The following is a 17,075-nucleotide window of genomic DNA, read 5'->3' as shown; positions in this document are numbered from 1 at the left end:
TTCTTGCGGCACATCTACCGCTGCCCGCTGCGCTGGGCGGACATGGACGCGTACGGCCACGTCAACAACGTGGTGTTTCTCCGTTACCTGGAGGAAGCCCGTATCGACTTCCTGTTCCGCCCGGAGAAGGACTTCAAGCAGGGGTCCGTGGTGGCGCGCCACGAGATCGACTACAAGCGGCAGCTCGTCCACCGGCACCGACCCGTGGACATCGAGCTGTGGATCACGCAGATACGCGCCGCGTCCTTCACCATCGCCTACGAGGTGAAGGACGGCGACCAGGTCTACGTCAGCGCGTCGACGGTGATCGTGCCGTTCGACTTCGCGACGCAGCGGCCTCGCCGGATCACCGACGAGGAGCGTGAGTTCCTCGAGGAGTACCGGGACGACGACAAGGAGGCCGTCGCCGCATGACGGTGCTCCACCTCGCCGACGAGGGGGAGGCGGCGGATCTCGCAGCCTTCCTCTCCCGGCTGCTCCACTACGACCGCGCGGCGGCGGTCCGGCTCCAGGCGGCCGGTACCGCGCTGGCCGTCTTCGGACGGCCACCGTCCTTCGAGGTCCTCGCGGTCCGGGCGGTCCGGCTGGCGAAGCCGTACGAGAACGGCCTCGACGTCACGCTGGACGTGACCGTGTCCGCGGGGGAGCTGCTGGAGAGCGTCGACGAGACGGCGGCCACGGCCGCCGTGCCCGCCGCGGTGACCGGGCCGCCCTGGGCGGGCGTACTGCCGCCCCGCGGCGGCTGGGAGCCGCTGGCGGGCCTTCCGGCGCCGGACGAGTTGCGCGCGATGGTCGGCGCGGCCGTCGCGGAGTTCCGCCGTCGTACCGAGGAGCTGCAGGCCGAGCGCCGTACGCGCGCCGAACTCGACCGGATCGGGCGGGAGATCTGGTCCCGGACGGTCGGGGACACCGGCCTGCCCGTGCGCGCGGTGCACGCGGCCCAGTCGCTGGGCTTCCTGCGGCCGGCCACCGCGGCCCGGGACACCGGGCTCTACTCCTCGGGGTCATGGCTGCGGCTGCGGACGCCGTACGGCTCGATCGCGGTACGGCGGGCGGGGTTCGGCGGCCTGGGCCTCAGCGTGCGCTGAGCGGCCGTACGCCCCGGCCCCGGCCCGCGCACGTCGGCCTCCGTACGCCGGTTCAGTCCGCGGTGTTCACCATGGACGCCGCCGCGTACGTCAGGTAGTTCCACAGCGTCTGCTCGTGCTCCTCGGACAGCCCCAGCTCGTCCACCGCGTCCCGCATGTGCCTGAGCCAGGCGTCGTGCGCGGCCCGGTCCACGGTGAAGGGCACGTGCCGCATCCGCAGCCGGGGGTGGCCGCGGTTCTCGCTGTACGTCGTGGGGCCGCCCCAGTACTGGATCAAAAACAGCGTGAGCCGCTCCTCGGCCGGGCCCAGGTCCTCCTCGGGGTACATGGGCCGCAGGAGCGGGTCCTCGGCCACTCCCTCGTAGAAACGGTGGACCAGTCGGCGGAAGGTGTCCTCCCCGCCGACCTGCTCGTAGAAGGTCTGCTCCTGAAGCGTGCCGCGCCGGATCTCTTTCACGTCCCCCATGGTCTCAGACCCGGGGACCTAGTACTCCAGGCCCAGGACCTTCCGGCACGGGGCCCTTGCTCACCGCGCCTCCGGGCCGGCGGGCGCGGGCACTCGCCCCATGGGCTCCCGCGTCGCACAGTGGACGTATGGCAACGCATGCGCTCGGCAAGGAGCTGGAGGAGCTCGCCGCCTCCGAGCGGGCGGCGTTGGTGCGGGAGATCGAGGCGAGCGGGGCCTTCGCCGCCGATCCGGCCTGGCGGAGGGCCTTCGCCGTCGTCCCCCGCCATCTCTTCGTGCCGTACTACTACGCCGGCGGCGCGGGCGGGTACGAGCGGCGCTGGGGTGAGAGTGCTGATCCACGGGCCCGCGAGCGGTGGGTGCGCGGCGCGTACGAGGACGTACCACTGGCCACCCGGCTGCGGGACGGCGACCTGGTCTCCTCGAGCAGCCAGCCCTCGCTGATGGCCGAGATGCTGGCCGAGCTGCGGGTGCGGGAGGGGGACCGGGTGCTGGAGATCGGTGCCGGCACGGGATACAACGCGGCGCTGCTGTCGTACCGGCTCGGGGACGAGCGGGTCACCACCGTGGACCTCGATCCGGAGATCGCCGAGTCCGCCCGGCGGCACCTCGCCGAGGCCGGCTACCGGCCGACCGTCGTCACCGGCGACGGCGCCCGCGGGGTTCCCGAACGCGCGCCCTTCGACCGGATCGTCGCGACCTGCGAGCTGGCGTCGGTCCCACGGGCCTGGGTCGCCCAGTGCCGTCCCGGCGGCCGCATCCTGACCCCGCTGGCCACCGGGCTGCTCGCGCTGACGGTGGGGGAGACCGGGCAGGCCGAGGGGAACTTCCTGCACACCCCCGCCTACTTCGTTCCGCTGCGCGGCACCGAGCGGCCCGCGCCGGAGCCGGTCGCCCTCGGCGGGGTGCCGCCGAGGGTCAGGGAGGACGAGCTGTTCCGCTTCCTGCTGGCCCTCACCCGGGAGACCCTCGACCCCCAGGAGGCGTACGCGCTGTGGGAGCGCGAGGGCAGGCCCGGACGGCACCGGTACGGCGTCACCGTGGGGCGCGGGCAGATGTGGGCGTGGCTGGACGATCCGGAGGGACCGTACGCCTGGCCCCTGCCGGGATCGTCGGGCCCCGGCCTCGTCGGGACCTGACCCTCCCGGGGCCGGCCCCGCCGGGGCTCGGCCCCCGCGGGACTCAGCCCCGTCGGACCGTGATCGTGGTCCACGCGCCGACGTGGACGCGGTCGCCGTCCTGGAGGGGGACGGGCACGAAGGGCTGGATCGGCTCGTCGGAACCGTTGACCGTCGTGCCGTTCGTCGAGTTCTGGTCGACGACGGCCCAGCTGCCGTCGGGCTGCTGCACCAGCACCGCGTGCTGGTGCGAGACCCCCGGGTCCTCCGGCGGCACCGACAGGTCGATGTCGGGAGTCTCACCGGTGGAGTGCCGGCGGCGGCCGATGGTGATCTGGTTGCCGTCGAGCGTGCGCTGCTGCTCGGGGGAGTAGGCGGGCAGGTTCAGGCCCGCGGCCTCCGGTCCCGAGCGGTGCATCATCGCCATGAAGTACTCGCGGTCCGTGCCTATCGTCGCCGTCCAGGTCTCCGGCTGCTGCGGGAAGGCCTGGCCGGGCGGGACCTGGTTGCCGCCGGGCTGGGGGTAGCCGTAGCCGCCGCCCTGGTTGCCGCCGGGACCGGTGTGGGACGGCGGGGAGAGCACCCAGTCGTCGTCACCGCCGCCGAAGGACGGGCCGGACGGCTGCTGCGGCCGACCGGTCCCCTGCGGGTAACCGGCCGGGGCCTGCGGGCCGCCGGACGGCTGGAAGGCCTGCGGGGCGCGTCCCCCGGGGCCACCGGGACCACCAGGACCGCCGGGGCCACCCGGACCGCCGGACTGCGGTGAACCGCCGTAGCCGCCGCCGGGGCCGCCGTGACCACCAGGACCGCCGGGGCCGGAGGGCTCGCGTGCGAAGGGGTCGGAGGACGGGTTCGCGGGGCCGGGGCGGCGTCCGAAGGGGTCGCCGGGGACACCCGACGGGTCACGCCCGTAGGCGCCCGCGGGCGACCCGCCACCGGGGCCGTCGGCCGGGCCGCCCGGCGTGCCGCCGGGACCCGGCCCGTGCCCCTGCCCCTGAGGCCCGCCGGGCGGACCACCGAACGGCCGACCGCCGCCGGGGTTGCCGGGACCACCCGGTCCACCGGGACCGCTCTGGCCGCCCTGCTCATGGCCGAAGGGCCGGCCGCCCCCCTGGCCCGGAGGCCGCGAGGGGTCGCCGCCGAACGGCGGGCCCGGCGGGATCGGCTCGGCGGGACGGTTCACCTGGGAGGGACGGGAGCTCTGGTAGTCGAACGCGTCGCTCCCGCCGAAGGACGGGGGCGGAGGCTGGAACCGCGCGTCCGGACCCGCTCCGGGCCCGGCGGGACCGCCAGGACCGCCAGGACCGCCGGGTCTGCCGAATCCGCCGGGACCTCCCGGTCCACCGGGACCTGGCCCGCCGGGACCCGGCGGGCGCGGGGCGGCGGGCGTGTACGAGGTCGCCGTGTTGGTCAGGAAGTTCCACCGGCATTCCTCGCAGAACGGCGCGCCGCCCTCACGGGGCGTGCGGCACTGCGGGCACAGCTCCGGCTCGGCGTTCGGCACCGCGGACAGGTGCCGGTTGTCGGGACGGCCGCCGGCGCCCGGCGGGGGCGGCGGGAAGCCGTAGCCCCCGCCGGCCGGGGGCGGCGGGGGAGGGGGCGGAGGTACGGCACCGGCCATGCGGTGACCGCAGACCTCGCACCAGTCGTCGGAACCCGACTGGTGTCCGTTCGGGCAGGTCGGCATGTCGGCGCGTCCCCCTTTCCTTCGGTGTTCCTCTAGCGTCCGCTAGGTCACTTCTTTACACGAACAGTCTTTGTGGACCTGGTCTCGAGGGTCATCTCGTCGGCCTCCGCGACCTTCGCCTTCAATCGCACAGTACCTGTCGGCGCGTCGACCACGTCCACCACCTTCGCAAGCAGTTTCGCAGTATCCGCGTTCCCGGACGCGCTCGCGAGCTGAACGGCCCGGCCCAGTTTGGCCGTTGCTCCATCCATATCACCCGCTTTGCGGAGATCCAGCCCCTGCTGGATGGCCTGGGCCAGTTCGGCCTGCCCGGTGTAGTGGGCGACCTGCGGGTTGATCGAGGTGGAGGCCGTCATGTCGTCGGTCCACACGGCCCGTACGAGGCCCTGCGCGCCCAGGTTCCGCACCGTGCCACCGGGTTCCGGGATCACCAGGGAGACGCGCGCGGCCAGCATCTCCTGGCCGACGCCGGCCGCCGGGACCTCGACGCACACGTGGTAGTCGCGGGACTCGTCGCCCCAGGAACCCGTGGGGTAGTCGCCGGAACGCGGGCCCGACTCGGTGCGCCTGCCGGTCAGTTCCGCGACCGCCGGCGCGACCTGCTTGACGAACCGGACGGCCGCGCCGGCCGGGGTCCACAGCCGCAGGGCGACATCCGCGACCTCCTTGCCCATGGCCGTCTCCATCATCCGCGTGAAGTCGGCGGCGAGCCCGGCCGGGTCGGCGACGATGTCGGCGGTGCCGAGCAGGGCGGAGGCGATCGCTGTGACTTCTTTCACTTCCCAGTCGGTGCCCACGCCGCGCGCGTCACAGGTGAACCGGCCCGCGCAGGAGTCCAGCGCGGCCTTGAGGTCCTCGGGCGACTCGTGTTCGTTGCGGCCGTCGGTGAGCAGGATGCCGTGCCGGATGGCGACGTCGGCGGTGGACAGCAGCCGGTCGGCCAGCCGCAGCCAGGTGCCGATGGCCGTGCCGCCGCCCGCGCTGAGCCGGCGCAGGGCCTGCTTGGCCTGCTCGCGGGTGGCGGGGTCGGCCACCGCGAGGCGCCCGCCGCCCGGATAGACCTCCGTGGCCACGTGCGTGCCGCCGATCACCGAGAAGTGCGCGCCGTCGCGGAGCGTGTCGACGGCGGCGGCGGTCGCGTCGCGCGCGTTGCGCATCTTGGTCGGCGGGTAGTCCATCGAACCGGAGCAGTCGACCATGATCACCACGGCGGCGGACGGGCCCGCGCCCGGCGCGTACAGGTGTGGTGCCGCGACCCCGGTGCCGACGGTGCCGCCGCCGGTGGCCGTCACCGTCACGATCGCGTTGACCTCGCGGCCGCCCTCCGGCAGGTAGGCGTTCTGGTAGACGTCCACCGCGAACCGCGGCACGTTCGACTTCGAGAAATTGGCCATGCCTTTTCCCTCCCCCTCGGAAACTCCCACGGCGTGCGGGGTGACGACGCGGACGGACCGGTCCCCTCCGGTCCGTCCGCGCCTCCCCGCGCACCGGCCGGCCCGCGCCCACGGGCCCGGCCGGCGCTCTGTCCGTGCGTGGCCTCAGACCGATCCTGCCCCCTGCGCGGGGGCGGGGAACGGCACGACGGCCACTGTTACGTTGTCGTGGCCCCCGCCGTCCAGGGCGTGACCGACGAGCACCCGGGCGGCGTGCAGCGGGCGGGCGGCGGCGTCCGCGGGGAGCGCCTCGGCCATCTCCCCCGCCCCTTCGGCGTAGTTCCACAGGCCGTCGGTGCACACGATCACCATGCCCGGCCGGTCGGGCTTGAACGCGGCGGTGTGCGGCTCCAGTTCGTAGGCGTCGGCGCCGAGCCAGCCGGTGATCGCGTGGGCGCGCTCGTCGGCGTAGGCCTCGGCCTCGTTCATCAGACCCGCGGAGACCATCTGGGCGGCCCAGGAGTCGTCCTCGGTGAGCCGGGCGGGCGGTGCGCCGCGGTCCTCCGGGACCCAGTAGACGCGGCTGTCGCCGACCCAGCCGACGACCAGCAGGCCCGCGGTGACGACCGCGCCGACGAGGGTGCAGGCGGGGGCGTTCTGGTGCGGGGCGTGCTCGCGGGCCGTGGCCGGCTCCTCGGCGAGCGCGTTGACCGCGTGCGAGGCGGCCACGATCGCCTCGTGCATGGCCTGTTGCGGGTGCGCGCCCTGCGGCAGGGCCGCCAGCAGGGTCCGTCCGGCGGCCTGTGCCGCGGCGTGCGAGGCGTCGTCGGGGCGGGTCGCGGAGGAGACACCGTCGCAGACGATCGCCACCAGCGCGGAGCCGCCGTCGGGCAGCGTCGTGCTGCCGACGGTGAAGGAGTCCTCGTTGCGGTGGTGGCGCAGGCCGCGGTCGCTGACGGCGGCGACCGGGCCCGACTCCTGCTCCATGCGGTCGCGTTCCCGCGGCTGGGCGTGCCCGCAGTTCTCGCAGTACCCGTCGTCGTCCACCCGGCCCGCCCGGCAGGCCACGCACACCTTGGCGACGGCCAGCCGCGGGTCCGGCGCCTGGAGGGGGTACTCCTCCGGCTCGGAGGGCTGGTCGAACCGGACCCCGGGGGCGGGAACCGCGGGGTCGGCGGCGGTCGGCGCCACCGGCCCGCCCGCCGGCACACGAGCCGCCGCGACGGGCGCGGTGACGGGGGCCGCGACGGGCGCGGGCAGGACGGCCGGCGGCTGCGGGACCGTCGACGGCGGCGCACCGGCCGGGAGCGGCGGCGCACCGGCCGTACCCGGCGGCGCACCGTCGGCGCCCCGCGCGGCCGGCCCCTCCGCCGCGCTCATGGTGAGCGTCGGGGTGTCCTGCGGGCGTGCCGGCACGGCGGACAGGTCGTGTCCGCACGCCCCGCAGAAACGGTCACCCGCGTCGATCGGCTCCGCACAGCTCGGGCACGTGGGCAGGGAGGCCTGCCTGGGGATCTGGGACATCAACTACACCCACGTCCGGGGGCGGTAACGATTGGCACGTTCCACCAGGTCGATCCTCTCCTCGGCGCCGGTCGCCAACCGGGCCAGCATGCGGTACGAACGCTCCAGTCCGAAGCGCAGCCCCCGCTCGTCCAGGTCGCTGCCGAGCAGCGCCCGCCGGTCGCCGGGGCCGGTGCCGCCCCGGCCACCGGAGAGTATCCAGTCCAGCGCGCAGCCGAGGACTTCGGTGGACAGCTGCTCCCGGCGCGTCGGATCCAGTCCGTAGGCGTCCAGCGCCTCGACCTGCGCCGCGGCGGCGGCGAGGTCCTCCTGGAAGGGCACGTCGGCTGCGGCCGCCGTCCGCTGCCGCAGCCGGGCACGGACGGCCGCGACGCGGGCGGCGGTGTAGTGGATGGAGGACTCCGGCACCGACTCCAGCGTCCGTACGGCGCTTCGGCGGTCGCCCGCCGCGAGCTGGACGCGTGCCAGTCCGAACGCGGCGCTCACGAAGCTCGGGTCGGTCGACCACACGAGGCGGTAGTACTCGGCGGCGTTGTCCAGCTGCCCCAGCACCTCCGCGCACAGGCCGAGCGCCAGCTTCGGCGCCGGCTCGCCGGGGAAGGCGTCGTAGATCGCGTCGAAGGCGAGCGCGGCGCCCGCCCGGTCGCCGGTGACCAGCGAGGCCACGCCCCGGTACCAGACGACCCGCCAGTCGTCGGACCGTTCGCCCTCCAGCTCGGCCAGCGACCTCAGGGCGGCCTCGAAGTCGCCGTTCTCCAGCCGGGCGCGGATCTCCCGCAGCCGGCTCTCCACCGACGGGGCCGGCGCGGCCGCGAGGGCGGTGATCAGCTCGGCGGGCGCGGAGGCCAGCAGACCGGTGAGAAAACCGGCGTTGGGGTCGGAGGGGTCGACGTGCGGGACCGGCAGGGCGAGTCCGGCGGCGGGCGCGGGGACGGGCCTGACCAGCCCCGCCGCGGCACCGTCGGCCCCGGCAGGCCCGGTACCGGCCGGAGCGGCGCCGGGCAGACGGGGCGAGGGCACGAGCCCGGCCGCACCGGTTCCGCCCGCCGCCGCGCCGCCCGAGCCGGCCGCCCGGCCCGGGCCCCGCCGTGACGCGACGGCCCGGGACCCCAGCCGTGACACCTCCGCGTCCAGCTTCGGGAACAACTCCGCGTCCGTGACCCGCACTTCGGGACCGAACAGGGTGGACAGCGCGGGCCGGGCCCGTCCCGACTGCAGCGAGACGACCTCGCGCAGCACACCGGTCAGCTGCTCGGCCATCTCCTGGGCGGAGGCGAACCGGCGGGCCGGGTCGGGGTCGGTGGCACGGACCAGGAACCGGTAGAAGGACTCGTACCGGTGGAAGACCTCGATGGAGTCGGGGTCGGGCAGGGATTCCACGAAGGCCGTGGTGTAGCCCTGGAAGTCGAAGGTGAGCACCGCCAGGGTGCGGCCGACCGTGTAGAGGTCGCTCGCCACCGACGGGCCGGCCTCCGCCACCTCCGGGGCCTGGTAGCCGACCGTGCCGTAGATGGCCGACTCGTCGTCGTCCATCCTGCGCACGGCGCCCATGTCGATGAGCTTGAGCTGGTCCTCGGTCTGGATGGCGTTGTCGACCTTGAAGTCGCAGTACAGCAGGTTGCGGCTGTGCAGGTGGCCGAGGGCTTCCAGGGCCTCGATGCCGAAGGCGCAGGCCTGCTCCACCGGCAGCGGGTCGCGCCTGCCGTCCGGGGTGCGGCGGGCGTTGGCGATCTCCTTGAGGGACTTGCCGCCGACGTACTCCATGACGATGTACCCGTCCAGCGATCCGGTCCGCTGGTCGAGGTGTTCGACGAAGTTGTAGATCCGCACGATGTTGGCGTGTTCGATCTCGGCGAGGAAGCGCCGCTCGGAGATCGCCGCCGCCATCGCGTCCTGGTCGCCGGTGTCCAGCAGGCCCTTGAGGACCACCCAGCGGTCGGAGACCGCCCGGTCGACGGCGAGGTAGACCCAGCCGAGGCCGCCGTGCGCCAGACAGCCCGCGACCTCGTACTGGCCGTGCACGACGTCGCCGGCCCCCAGCTTGGGGACGAAGGAGTACGGGTGGCCGCACTTGGTGCAGAAGCCCTCCGTGCGGCCCTCGCGCGCACCGCGCGCCCGGCCCACCGGCGCGCCGCAGTCGGCGCGCGAGCAGAACCGCTTGCGCTCGGGCACCTCCGGGTTGTCGAGGACCATCGCGCGCGGGTCGGGGCGCGGCACCTGCGGCACCGCGACCAGACCCGCCCCGAGGCGGGCCCGCCCGGACGAACCGGCCGTGGAACCGGAGCTGCGCACCGACACCGAGCGGCCGCCGGCCGCGCCCGACAGCGACCGCGAGAGCCGCCCGGACACCGAGCGGCGCGACTTCGACGACTGCGAGGAGGTGCGCGCACTGCGCGCGCTGGAGCGTGAACCGCCGCTGCCCGTCGAGCCCCTGCCGCTGCGGGTCATGCCGGTCGGGGGTGAACCGACCAGGCCTCCCCCGGAGGGGGGACCCCCCGACGCGACGACGGGGGCCAGACCGCAGGTGTCGCAGTACAGCTCGCCGCCGCCCACGTCCTCGTACGAGCCCTCGCAGCCCGGTCGCTGGCACGTCTGCCCTGCCTGACTCATGACCTCTGCTCCCCCCTGTGGTCCTCGGGGCCGCCCTGCTCGGGCACGCGCGGCGCGGCCAGCAGTTCGGCGGCCGCCTGCTGGTAGCGCAGGACCGCCTGTTCGGCGACGCGCAGATCGCAGGGCGCGCTCCACAGCATCCGCCGGGCCGCGTCGTAGCGCTCGATGAGGAACGGGTCCTCGGCGAGCCCGTGCCGGGCGACCTTCGCCTTGTACGCGTCGAGCCGGCCGCGCAGTTCCGCGCGGACCGCGAGCGGCGCGGTGACCGCGGTCAACGACTCTCGGGCACGCAGCAGTTCGTCCTCCGCCTTGCGCTCCAGGGACTCCAGGAGCGGGGACAGGCGGTGCCACTGGGCGTGCCGGCGGTACTCGGCCGCCGTCGCCAACTGCTCCTGGAGCACGGTCGGCGGGCCGCTGACGACCGGCACCTCGGTGGCGGCGATCTTCGCGAGCACCTCGCCGCGCGCGGTGCGCGCCTCGGCGAGGGTCCGGTCCGCGCGGCTGAGCACGTCCCGCAGCCGCACCAGCCGCTGCTCGGCGTCCTGACGGACCGTCAGGACGGCGTCGATCTCCCGGCGCACGTCCTCCAGGGCGCGCGCCTCGCGGTCGTACACCGTGGTGTCGGGGCGGCCGCCGCCCGGCGCCGAACTGCCCTGCGCGGGCACCCAGAACGCCAGCGGGTCGGAGATCACCCGCTCGCGCAGCGAGGTCAGGGTGCGGGTGATGCGCTCCAGGTCGTCGCCCGCCGGATGCTCGCCGGGGCGCACGCCCACGGAGTGCGCGAGCTGCCGGGTGCGCTGGAGTTCCGCGGCCAGGAGATCTATCCGGGCGGGCAGCGCGGACCACACCGCGTCGGCGGTGACGACCAGGTCCAGCGAGGACGCGTACAGCTCGTTCATCCGGTCGACGAGGGTGGCCAGCGAGAAGCTCTCGCTGAGCCTGCCGGTGCCGGTCAGGGTCGGCGCGTTCGCCGCGGCGGCGGCCGGGCCGGCGACCGTGACGGACTCGCCGCGCAGCAGCTCCGTCAGCTCCACCAGGTCCTCACGGCTGGACCAGCGGCGCCGCGAGCGGATGTCCCGCGCGGAGCGCAACGCGTCGGTGTACGCGTCGAAGTACGTCCACAGCAGCGTGATCGACGCCTCCGCGGACGCCCAGCGCTCCTCGGTGACGCCGGTCAGCGCGGCGCCTTCGAGAAGTCTGCGGCCCGCGTGGTCCTGGAGGGCGAGGAGCGAGGTCTCGATCGCCTCGTGCTCCGCGCCGAGCCGCGCCAGCGCACGGTCGACCTCGTCCCGGTCCATCACCGGCCCGGGGGGTCCCGTGACGCCCATCGATCACCTCTCGTCGCTGTGTCCGTCTCCTGCTCGGTCCGCCGTCCGCCGGCCGTCCCGTCAACTCGTGCGCAGATACTGCGGCGCGGGCGGCATCGACGTCGCCGGGTCCGAACCCAGTGTCGCCGACAGCCAGTGGGCGTACGACCGCTGCCAGCCGTTCGCCCGGTACGCCACCAGGACCTGGTTGACCCGGCGTACCAGATCGTCCGCGTCCTTGTTCATCGCCACGCCGTAGTACTCGGTCGTGAACGCGGCGCCCTTGAGTTCCACCGTCGGGTCCTGCGCGGCCTGGCTCGCCGCCAGGGCCCCGTCGGTGACGACGGCGTCGACCTCGCCGAGCTGCAGCCGCACCAGGCAGTCCAGTTGATTGGGGACGGTGGCGGAGACGTCGGCGGTCGCGGGCAGCTTCCCGGCCTTCACGTCGTCGGTCAGCCGGGTGTTGGCGGTCGAACCGGCCGCCGTGCAGATGCGCTTCTTCGCCAGCGTGCCGTCGTAGCCCGTGACGGTCGACACCTTGGGGGCGAGCACCTGCTGGCCCGTCTTGAAGTACGGCGCGGAGAACGCGACGTCCTCGATCCGGTCGCAGGTGATCGTCATGGTGCGGACCACCATGTCGACCCGGCCCTCCTGGATGGCCGGGATGCGCTGGTTGGTCGGTATCGCCTTGAACTGGACGGCGTCGCGGTCGCCCAGGATGTCCTCGGCGATCCGCCGCACCAGGTCGATGTCGAAACCCTCCAGCGCGGCGCCCACGGTGTTGGGGTCGCGGTAGCCCCAGCGGTAGCTGTTCTGGTCGACACCGACGATCAGCTTGCGCTTCTCGCCCGTACGGGCCTTGATCGCGGTGATCGTCGGACCGTCCGCGGCCGACGGCGCCAGCGTCTGCTTCTCGGGCGCCCGGCACGTCGAGTCCGCCGCCGGGCTGCCCTCGGCGACGCCGGGGCCGCCGGTGCCGGTGCTGCCGTCGCCCTTCGACTGGGTCCGGGGCAGCAGCAGCACGAACGCCAGGGCGAGGACGCAGACGACCGCCATCGCGCCCACCCCGCCCCAGCCCCGCAGACCGGCCCGTATCCGTCGAGCACGCATCGTCACGCCCCCTCTCACCGGTACTCCGACAGCCTGCGGCCGATGCCGAGGACCGCGCCCGCCGCCGCCAGCACGGCGAGGACGGCCGCGCCCAGCGGCAGCCCGGCCATCGCGTCCAGGCCGTCGCCGGCCGCCTGCCTGAACTCGTGCCGCTCGTGGTCGAGCGCGGTCGCCAGGCTGGCGTCGACACCGTCGAAGCACGCGCCGGTCGCGCCCTTCGCGCCGATCACCAGGGCCAGTGCCTGCTCGTAGTTGCCGTTGTCGTCCTGGGCCCGGGCCGCGGCGTGGCGCTTCTTCCACTCCGCCATGTCGCCCTCCGCCGTCGCGACCGGCTCCTCGCCGGCCCGGTCGTCGGCGAGCTTCGCCGCCGCCGCGAGGCCCTTGCCGAGGGTGGCCATCTCCTCGGTGAAGTCGTGGTCGTAGGCGTCGACCGTCGTGTCGCCGACCTTCACGGTCTCGGCGCCGCGGGCCACCAGGGTGAGGTTCTCGTTGCCCCGCGCCTTCAGGGAGGCGATACGGGCGTCGTGCAGGACGTCGAGGGAGCGGACGCCGTGGTCGTAGGAGTCGTTCAGCCCCGCGCGGGCCACGCTGTGGCCGACGACCAGCCACAGCAGGACGGCGGCGGAGGCCGCGGACGCCGCGACCAGGCCGTGGTTCAGCACCCGGTTCGTACGGCGGTAGTTGCGGTGCTGCGCCCAGGCGAGGGCGGCCAGCGCGAGGACGCCGAGGGCGATCGCCGTCCACGGGTACGGCTTCGCCGCCGCGTAGTCGTCCTGGAGGCGCTGGTTCTCCCTCTGGTAGAGATCCTCGGCGGCCGGGAGCATCTCGTCCTGCATCTTCTGGTGGGCGTAGCGCAGGTACGCGCCGCCCACCGGGAAGCCCTGCCGGTTGTAGGTGCGGGCGCGCTCGACGAGGCCCTTGTACTCCGGGAGCAGGGTGTTGAGCTTCGTGATCGCCGCGGTGGAGGGGGAACCGGCGTCGGAGTTGTTCGCCGCGGTGACGAGCTTCGCGGCGGCCGTGTCGATGTCGTCCTCGTAGCGCTTGCGCGACTCGGCGGTCTCCTGGCCGCCCGCCAGGAAGCCGCTGGACGCGGCCGTGTTGGCATCGGCGAGCGAACGGTAGATGTCCGCCGCGGCAGAACTGAGCGGCTGGCTCTTGTGCAGCACGTCGTCGGCGGCGGCCGCGCGGTCGCTCGTCTGCCAGGCGGTGACGGCGCCGAAGGCGACGACGAGGAGGGCGAGGACGGCGCCGATGACGCGGAGCCTGCCCGGCTCGGTGGTCGCGGCGGAGCGCAACTGGTCGACACCCTCGGCGAATGCCGTCCGGCGGCCGGGCGGTGCCGCCGTGCCGGTTGTCGGCGGGTTTGCCACGTTTCCTGACCTCCCCCATGGTCAACTGTCCGCGCCAGTATCGCCGCTCGACGCGGTGCGGCGCACCGGGCGCCGCCGGATCCCGACCGGATCGCGGCTCACCCCTGCCGGTGAACACGTCCTGGGTGCGTGTTCGGTTCCGGGGCGGGGCGGGGCGGGGCTGTGGGCGGGTGCGGGTCGTTCGTGGCCGGTCGCGCAGTTCCCCGCCCCGGCGGTGGCGGCGGTCACGTGTGCGGGGAGGGCCGGGTCCGCCTGCCGCGGGCGTGCGGACCGTCGGGAGACCCCGCACCGGTCAGTCCTCGAAGTGGGCGCGGAGCCTCGCCTGTGCGGCGGGGCCCGCTTCCAGTCCGTCCAGGCCCAGCAGCGCGGCTCCCAGCACCGGGCGTTGCCGTACCACCCTCGGGACCGCCTTCGGCGCTCTGGCGGCCAGCAGTTCGCCGATGCCGTCGTCGAGCAGGCGGTGGCCCGCCGTGAGGACTCCGCCCCCCAGGAGCACCGGGGTCTCCTCCTCCAGGAGGTCCAGGCGGGCCAGGGCGACCGCGGCCATGCCGACGACCTCCGCCGCCAGGCGGTCGACGATCGCGCGGGCCACCGCGTCACCGCCGGAGGCCGTCGCGAAGAGGACCGGGGTCAGCTCGTGGCGGCGGGACGCGGGGACGCGCTCCAGGTGGAGGGACTCGATGAGGGCGTACATCGTGGAGAGGCCGAAGTGGGCCGGGAGGGTGCGCGCCAGGGCGGTGGCGGGACCCCGGCCGTCCTCGGCCCGGGCCGCGTGCCACACGGCCTCCTCCGCGAGGGCCCACCCGCCGCCCCAGTCACCGGAGATCCGGCCGAGTGCCGGGAAGCGGGCGGTGCGGCCGTCGGGGCGCAGGCCGACGCAGTTGATGCCGGCGCCGCAGACGACGGCCACGCCCCGAGGCTCGGCGACGCCCGCCCGCAGGATCGCGAAGGTGTCGTTGCGGACCTCGACGGTTCCGCCCCAGCCCTGCTCGTGCAGCGCCGCCGCCAGCTGCTCCTCCTCGACGGGCAGGTCGGCGTTGGCGAGGCAGGCCGAGACGTGGGCCACCGAGGTGACGCCCGCGGCGGCGTACGCGCGCGTCACGGCGTCCGCGAGGGCGTCCACGGCGGGACCCACACCCACCGCGGGCGGCCGGAAGCCGCCGCCGCGGGCCGTGGCGAGCACCTCCCCGTCGGCCGCCACGACCGCCACGTCGGTCTTGCTGTTGCCCGCGTCGATGGCGAGGACACGTGCGGTCAGGCCCACGCGAGGTACTCCCGGTTGTGTGCGAGGAGTTCGTCGGTCAGCGTCTCGGCGTACGCGTACTGGCCGATCAGGGGATGGGCGAGGAGGGCCCGGAAGACGCGGTCGCGGCCGCCGCGCAGCGCCGCGTCCAGGGCGAGGTCCTCGTAGGCGGTGACGTTCGCCGTCAGGCCCGCGTACAGCGGGTCCACCGGCGTCACCGGCAGCGGGGAGGCGCCCCCGGGGCCGACCGCGGCCTGGACCTCGATCACCGCGTCGTCGGGCAGGAAGGGCAGCGTGCCGTTGTTGCGGGTGTTCACCACCTGGTGGGGGCTGCCGGAGCCGGTGAGCAGCGCGGCCGCCAGGTCCACGGCCGCCTCGGAGTAGTGGGCGCCGCCCCGTTTCGCGAGCAGCGCCGGTTTCCCGTCCAGCGTCGGATCGCCGTACATCTTCAGCAACTCGCGCTCCATGGCCGCCACTTCGGCGGCCCGCGAGGGCTTGGTGCGCAGTTCGCGCACGACCTCGTCGTGGGCGTAGTAGTAGCGCAGGTAGTACGACGGGACCACGCCGAGCCGGTCCAGCAGGGGGCGTGGCAGGTGCAGGTCGGCGGCGATCGCGTCGCCGTGGCCGGTCAGCAGCGCGGGCAGGACGTCCTCGCCCCCGGGGCCGCCGAGGCGCACCGCCGTCTCCCAGGTGAGGTGGTTGAGGCCCACGTGGTCGAGATGGACCTCGGACGCGGCGACCCCCAGCAGGCCGGCGAACCTGCGCTGGAGGCCGATGGCCACGTTGCACAGCCCGACCGCCCGGTGCCCGGCCTGCAGCAGGGCGCGGGTGACGATGCCGACCGGGTTGGTGAAGTCGATGATCCAGGCGCGGGGGTTGGCGCGGCGGACCCGCTCGGCGATGTCGAGGACCACGGGGACCGTGCGCAGTGCCTTGGCCAGGCCGCCGGCGCCGGTCGTCTCCTGGCCGACGCAGCCGCACTGCAGGGGCCAGGTCTCGTCCTGTGCGCGGGCGGCCTGACCGCCGACGCGGAGCTGGAGCAGGACCGCGTCGGCGCCGTCGACGCCCGCGTCCAGGTCGGCGGTGGTGACGATGCGGCCGGGATGGCCCTGCCGGGCGAAGATGCGCCGGGCGAGCCCGCCGACCGGCTCCAGCCGCTCGGCCGCCGGGTCGACGAGGACCAGCTCCTCGATCGGCAGGATGTCCCGCAGGCGGGCGAAGCCGTCGATCAGTTCGGGCGTGTAGGTCGAGCCTCCGCCGACCACGGTGAGTTTCATGTCCGTGCTAACCCTTCACTCCGGTCAGGGTGACGCCCTCGACGAACGCCTTCTGCGCGAAGAAGAACACGAGGATCACGGGGGCCATGACCAGCACGGTGGCGGCCATGGTGAGGTTCCAGTCGGTGTGGTGCGCTCCTTTGAAGGACTCCAGGCCGTAACTCAGTGTCCACGCACCGGGGTTCTCCGAGGCGTAGATCTGTGGGCCGAAGTAGTCGTTCCAGGCGTAGAAGAACTGGAAGAGGGCGACGGCGGCGATGCCGGGCCTGGCCATCGGGATCACCACCCGCAGCAGGGTGCGCAGTTCGCCGCAGCCGTCCACCCTGGCCGCGTCGACGTACTCGTCGGGGATGGTGGTGAGGAACTGCCGCAGCAGGAAGACGGAGAACGCGTCGCCGAAGGCCATCGGCACGATCAGCGGCCACAGCGTGCCCGACAGGTCCAGCTGCTTCGCCCAGAACAGGTACATGGGGATCACGACGACCTGCGGCGGCAGCATCATCATCGAGATGACCAGCATCAGCGTCAGATTGCGGCCCCGGAAGCGGAACTTGGCGAGCGCGTACGCCACCGGGACCGACGACACCACGGTCAGGACCGTGCCGAGGCCGGCGTAGACCAGGGTGTTGCGCCACCAGGTGAGAAAGCCGGGGGTGTCGAGGACCCGCCGGTAGTTGTCCCACTGCCAGGTGTCCGGGACCAGGTCTCGGCTGAGTGCCTGCGAGTCGCTCATCAGGGAGGTCAGCAGGACGAACACGAAGGGGAGGGTGAAGAAGAGGGCGGCGGCGACGCCGAGGGAGTGGACGGCGATCCACTCCAGCAGGCTCCGGCGGCGGGCGGTGCGCTCCGCCGGCGTGGCGGAGGCCGGCTCCGCCGGCTTGTCCGGTACGTGCGCCATGGGG

At 74.3% G+C, this 17,075-nt stretch carries 14 protein-coding genes; 3 read left to right on the top strand and 11 right to left on the bottom strand.

The features are described 5' to 3' along the window. Positions 1–3: 3 nt before the first annotated feature. Both AB0N31_RS08370 and AB0N31_RS08365 read left to right on the top strand, forming a co-directional pair. Positions 4–414, top strand: a complete 411-nt coding sequence (locus tag AB0N31_RS08370; protein ID WP_366057598.1) for a thioesterase family protein — start codon at positions 4–6, stop codon at positions 412–414. Beyond that, the gene (locus tag AB0N31_RS08365) at positions 411–1,088 is read left to right on the top strand and encodes a hypothetical protein (RefSeq protein WP_366057597.1); all 678 of its coding nucleotides are present in this window, start codon (positions 411–413) and stop codon (positions 1,086–1,088) included. The genes AB0N31_RS08370 and AB0N31_RS08365 overlap by 4 nt, the downstream gene beginning before the upstream one ends. Before the next feature lie 52 nt (positions 1,089–1,140). Here the strand turns inward: AB0N31_RS08365 and AB0N31_RS08360 are convergent, their stop codons facing one another. Beyond that, positions 1,141–1,554: a globin gene (locus AB0N31_RS08360; protein WP_366057596.1), complete on the bottom strand. Its 414-nt coding sequence runs from the start codon at positions 1,552–1,554 to the stop codon at positions 1,141–1,143. Between the two features lie 128 nt (positions 1,555–1,682). On the opposite strand from AB0N31_RS08360, the gene AB0N31_RS08355 reads away from it, so the two are divergent. Next, positions 1,683–2,693 carry a methyltransferase domain-containing protein gene (locus tag AB0N31_RS08355; RefSeq protein ID WP_366057595.1) on the top strand — a complete coding sequence of 337 codons (1,011 nt, stop codon included), beginning with the start codon at positions 1,683–1,685 and terminating at the stop codon, positions 2,691–2,693. Positions 2,694–2,736: 43 nt separating this feature from the next. On the opposite strand, the gene AB0N31_RS08350 is transcribed toward AB0N31_RS08355, so the two are convergent. The 10 genes from AB0N31_RS08350 to AB0N31_RS08305 all read right to left on the bottom strand — a co-directional run bounded on the left by AB0N31_RS08350 (position 2,737) and on the right by AB0N31_RS08305 (position 17,071). Continuing rightward, positions 2,737–4,359 carry an FHA domain-containing protein gene (locus AB0N31_RS08350; RefSeq protein ID WP_366057594.1) on the bottom strand — a complete coding sequence of 541 codons (1,623 nt, stop codon included), beginning with the start codon at positions 4,357–4,359 and terminating at the stop codon, positions 2,737–2,739. 47 nt (positions 4,360–4,406) lie between these two features. Then, positions 4,407–5,753, bottom strand: a complete 1,347-nt coding sequence (locus AB0N31_RS08345) for a VWA domain-containing protein (protein WP_366057593.1) — start codon at positions 5,751–5,753, stop codon at positions 4,407–4,409. Between the two features lie 144 nt (positions 5,754–5,897). Further along, complete coding sequence (locus AB0N31_RS08340; RefSeq protein WP_366057592.1) at positions 5,898–7,256, bottom strand: protein phosphatase 2C domain-containing protein; 1,359 nt, start codon at positions 7,254–7,256, stop codon at positions 5,898–5,900. Positions 7,257–7,259: 3 nt separating this feature from the next. Further along, positions 7,260–9,866, bottom strand: a complete 2,607-nt coding sequence (locus AB0N31_RS08335; RefSeq protein WP_366057591.1) for a tetratricopeptide repeat protein — start codon at positions 9,864–9,866, stop codon at positions 7,260–7,262. Then, complete coding sequence (locus tag AB0N31_RS08330; RefSeq protein ID WP_366057590.1) at positions 9,863–11,194, bottom strand: hypothetical protein; 1,332 nt, start codon at positions 11,192–11,194, stop codon at positions 9,863–9,865. Before AB0N31_RS08330 ends, AB0N31_RS08335 begins: the two co-directional genes overlap by 4 nt. A gap of 60 nt (positions 11,195–11,254) precedes the next feature. Beyond that, positions 11,255–12,283, bottom strand: coding sequence for a glutamate ABC transporter substrate-binding protein (locus tag AB0N31_RS08325; protein WP_366057589.1), 1,029 nt, complete (start codon positions 12,281–12,283; stop codon positions 11,255–11,257). 14 nt (positions 12,284–12,297) lie between these two features. Next, the gene (locus AB0N31_RS08320; protein ID WP_366057588.1) at positions 12,298–13,653 is read right to left on the bottom strand and encodes a hypothetical protein; all 1,356 of its coding nucleotides are present in this window, start codon (positions 13,651–13,653) and stop codon (positions 12,298–12,300) included. A gap of 292 nt (positions 13,654–13,945) precedes the next feature. Beyond that, positions 13,946–14,917: a BadF/BadG/BcrA/BcrD ATPase family protein gene (locus AB0N31_RS08315; RefSeq protein ID WP_366057587.1), complete on the bottom strand. Its 972-nt coding sequence runs from the start codon at positions 14,915–14,917 to the stop codon at positions 13,946–13,948. Further along, on the bottom strand, positions 14,908–16,173 hold the full coding sequence (locus AB0N31_RS08310) for a 6-phospho-beta-glucosidase (protein ID WP_366057586.1): 1,266 nt from the start codon (positions 16,171–16,173) through the stop codon (positions 14,908–14,910). The genes AB0N31_RS08315 and AB0N31_RS08310 overlap by 10 nt, the downstream gene beginning before the upstream one ends. Positions 16,174–16,180: 7 nt before the next feature. Continuing rightward, positions 16,181–17,071: a carbohydrate ABC transporter permease gene (locus tag AB0N31_RS08305; protein WP_366057585.1), complete on the bottom strand. Its 891-nt coding sequence runs from the start codon at positions 17,069–17,071 to the stop codon at positions 16,181–16,183. Positions 17,072–17,075: the final 4 nt, after the last annotated feature.

This window comes from Streptomyces sp. NPDC051051 (assembly GCF_040682975.1).
GTDB lineage: Bacteria > Actinomycetota > Actinomycetes > Streptomycetales > Streptomycetaceae > Streptomyces.
Note: the sequence above shows the minus strand (reverse complement) of the source record. Positions and strands in the feature narration are given on the sequence as shown.

Excerpts from the sequence above, each read along its gene's own strand:
- AB0N31_RS08365 (WP_366057597.1), top strand. The coding sequence starts at position 411 with ATGACGGTGCTCCACCTCGCCGACGAGGGGGAGGCGGCGGATCTCGCA.
- AB0N31_RS08360 (WP_366057596.1), bottom strand. The coding sequence starts at position 1,554 with ATGGGGGACGTGAAAGAGATCCGGCGCGGCACGCTTCAGGAGCAGACC.
- AB0N31_RS08355 (WP_366057595.1), top strand. The coding sequence starts at position 1,683 with ATGGCAACGCATGCGCTCGGCAAGGAGCTGGAGGAGCTCGCCGCCTCC.
- AB0N31_RS08350 (WP_366057594.1), bottom strand. The coding sequence starts at position 4,359 with ATGCCGACCTGCCCGAACGGACACCAGTCGGGTTCCGACGACTGGTGC.
- AB0N31_RS08345 (WP_366057593.1), bottom strand. The coding sequence starts at position 5,753 with ATGGCCAATTTCTCGAAGTCGAACGTGCCGCGGTTCGCGGTGGACGTC.
- AB0N31_RS08340 (WP_366057592.1), bottom strand. The coding sequence starts at position 7,256 with ATGTCCCAGATCCCCAGGCAGGCCTCCCTGCCCACGTGCCCGAGCTGT.
- AB0N31_RS08335 (WP_366057591.1), bottom strand. The coding sequence starts at position 9,866 with ATGAGTCAGGCAGGGCAGACGTGCCAGCGACCGGGCTGCGAGGGCTCG.
- AB0N31_RS08330 (WP_366057590.1), bottom strand. The coding sequence starts at position 11,194 with ATGGGCGTCACGGGACCCCCCGGGCCGGTGATGGACCGGGACGAGGTC.
- AB0N31_RS08325 (WP_366057589.1), bottom strand. The coding sequence starts at position 12,283 with ATGCGTGCTCGACGGATACGGGCCGGTCTGCGGGGCTGGGGCGGGGTG.
- AB0N31_RS08310 (WP_366057586.1), bottom strand. The coding sequence starts at position 16,173 with ATGAAACTCACCGTGGTCGGCGGAGGCTCGACCTACACGCCCGAACTG.
- AB0N31_RS08305 (WP_366057585.1), bottom strand. The coding sequence starts at position 17,071 with ATGGCGCACGTACCGGACAAGCCGGCGGAGCCGGCCTCCGCCACGCCG.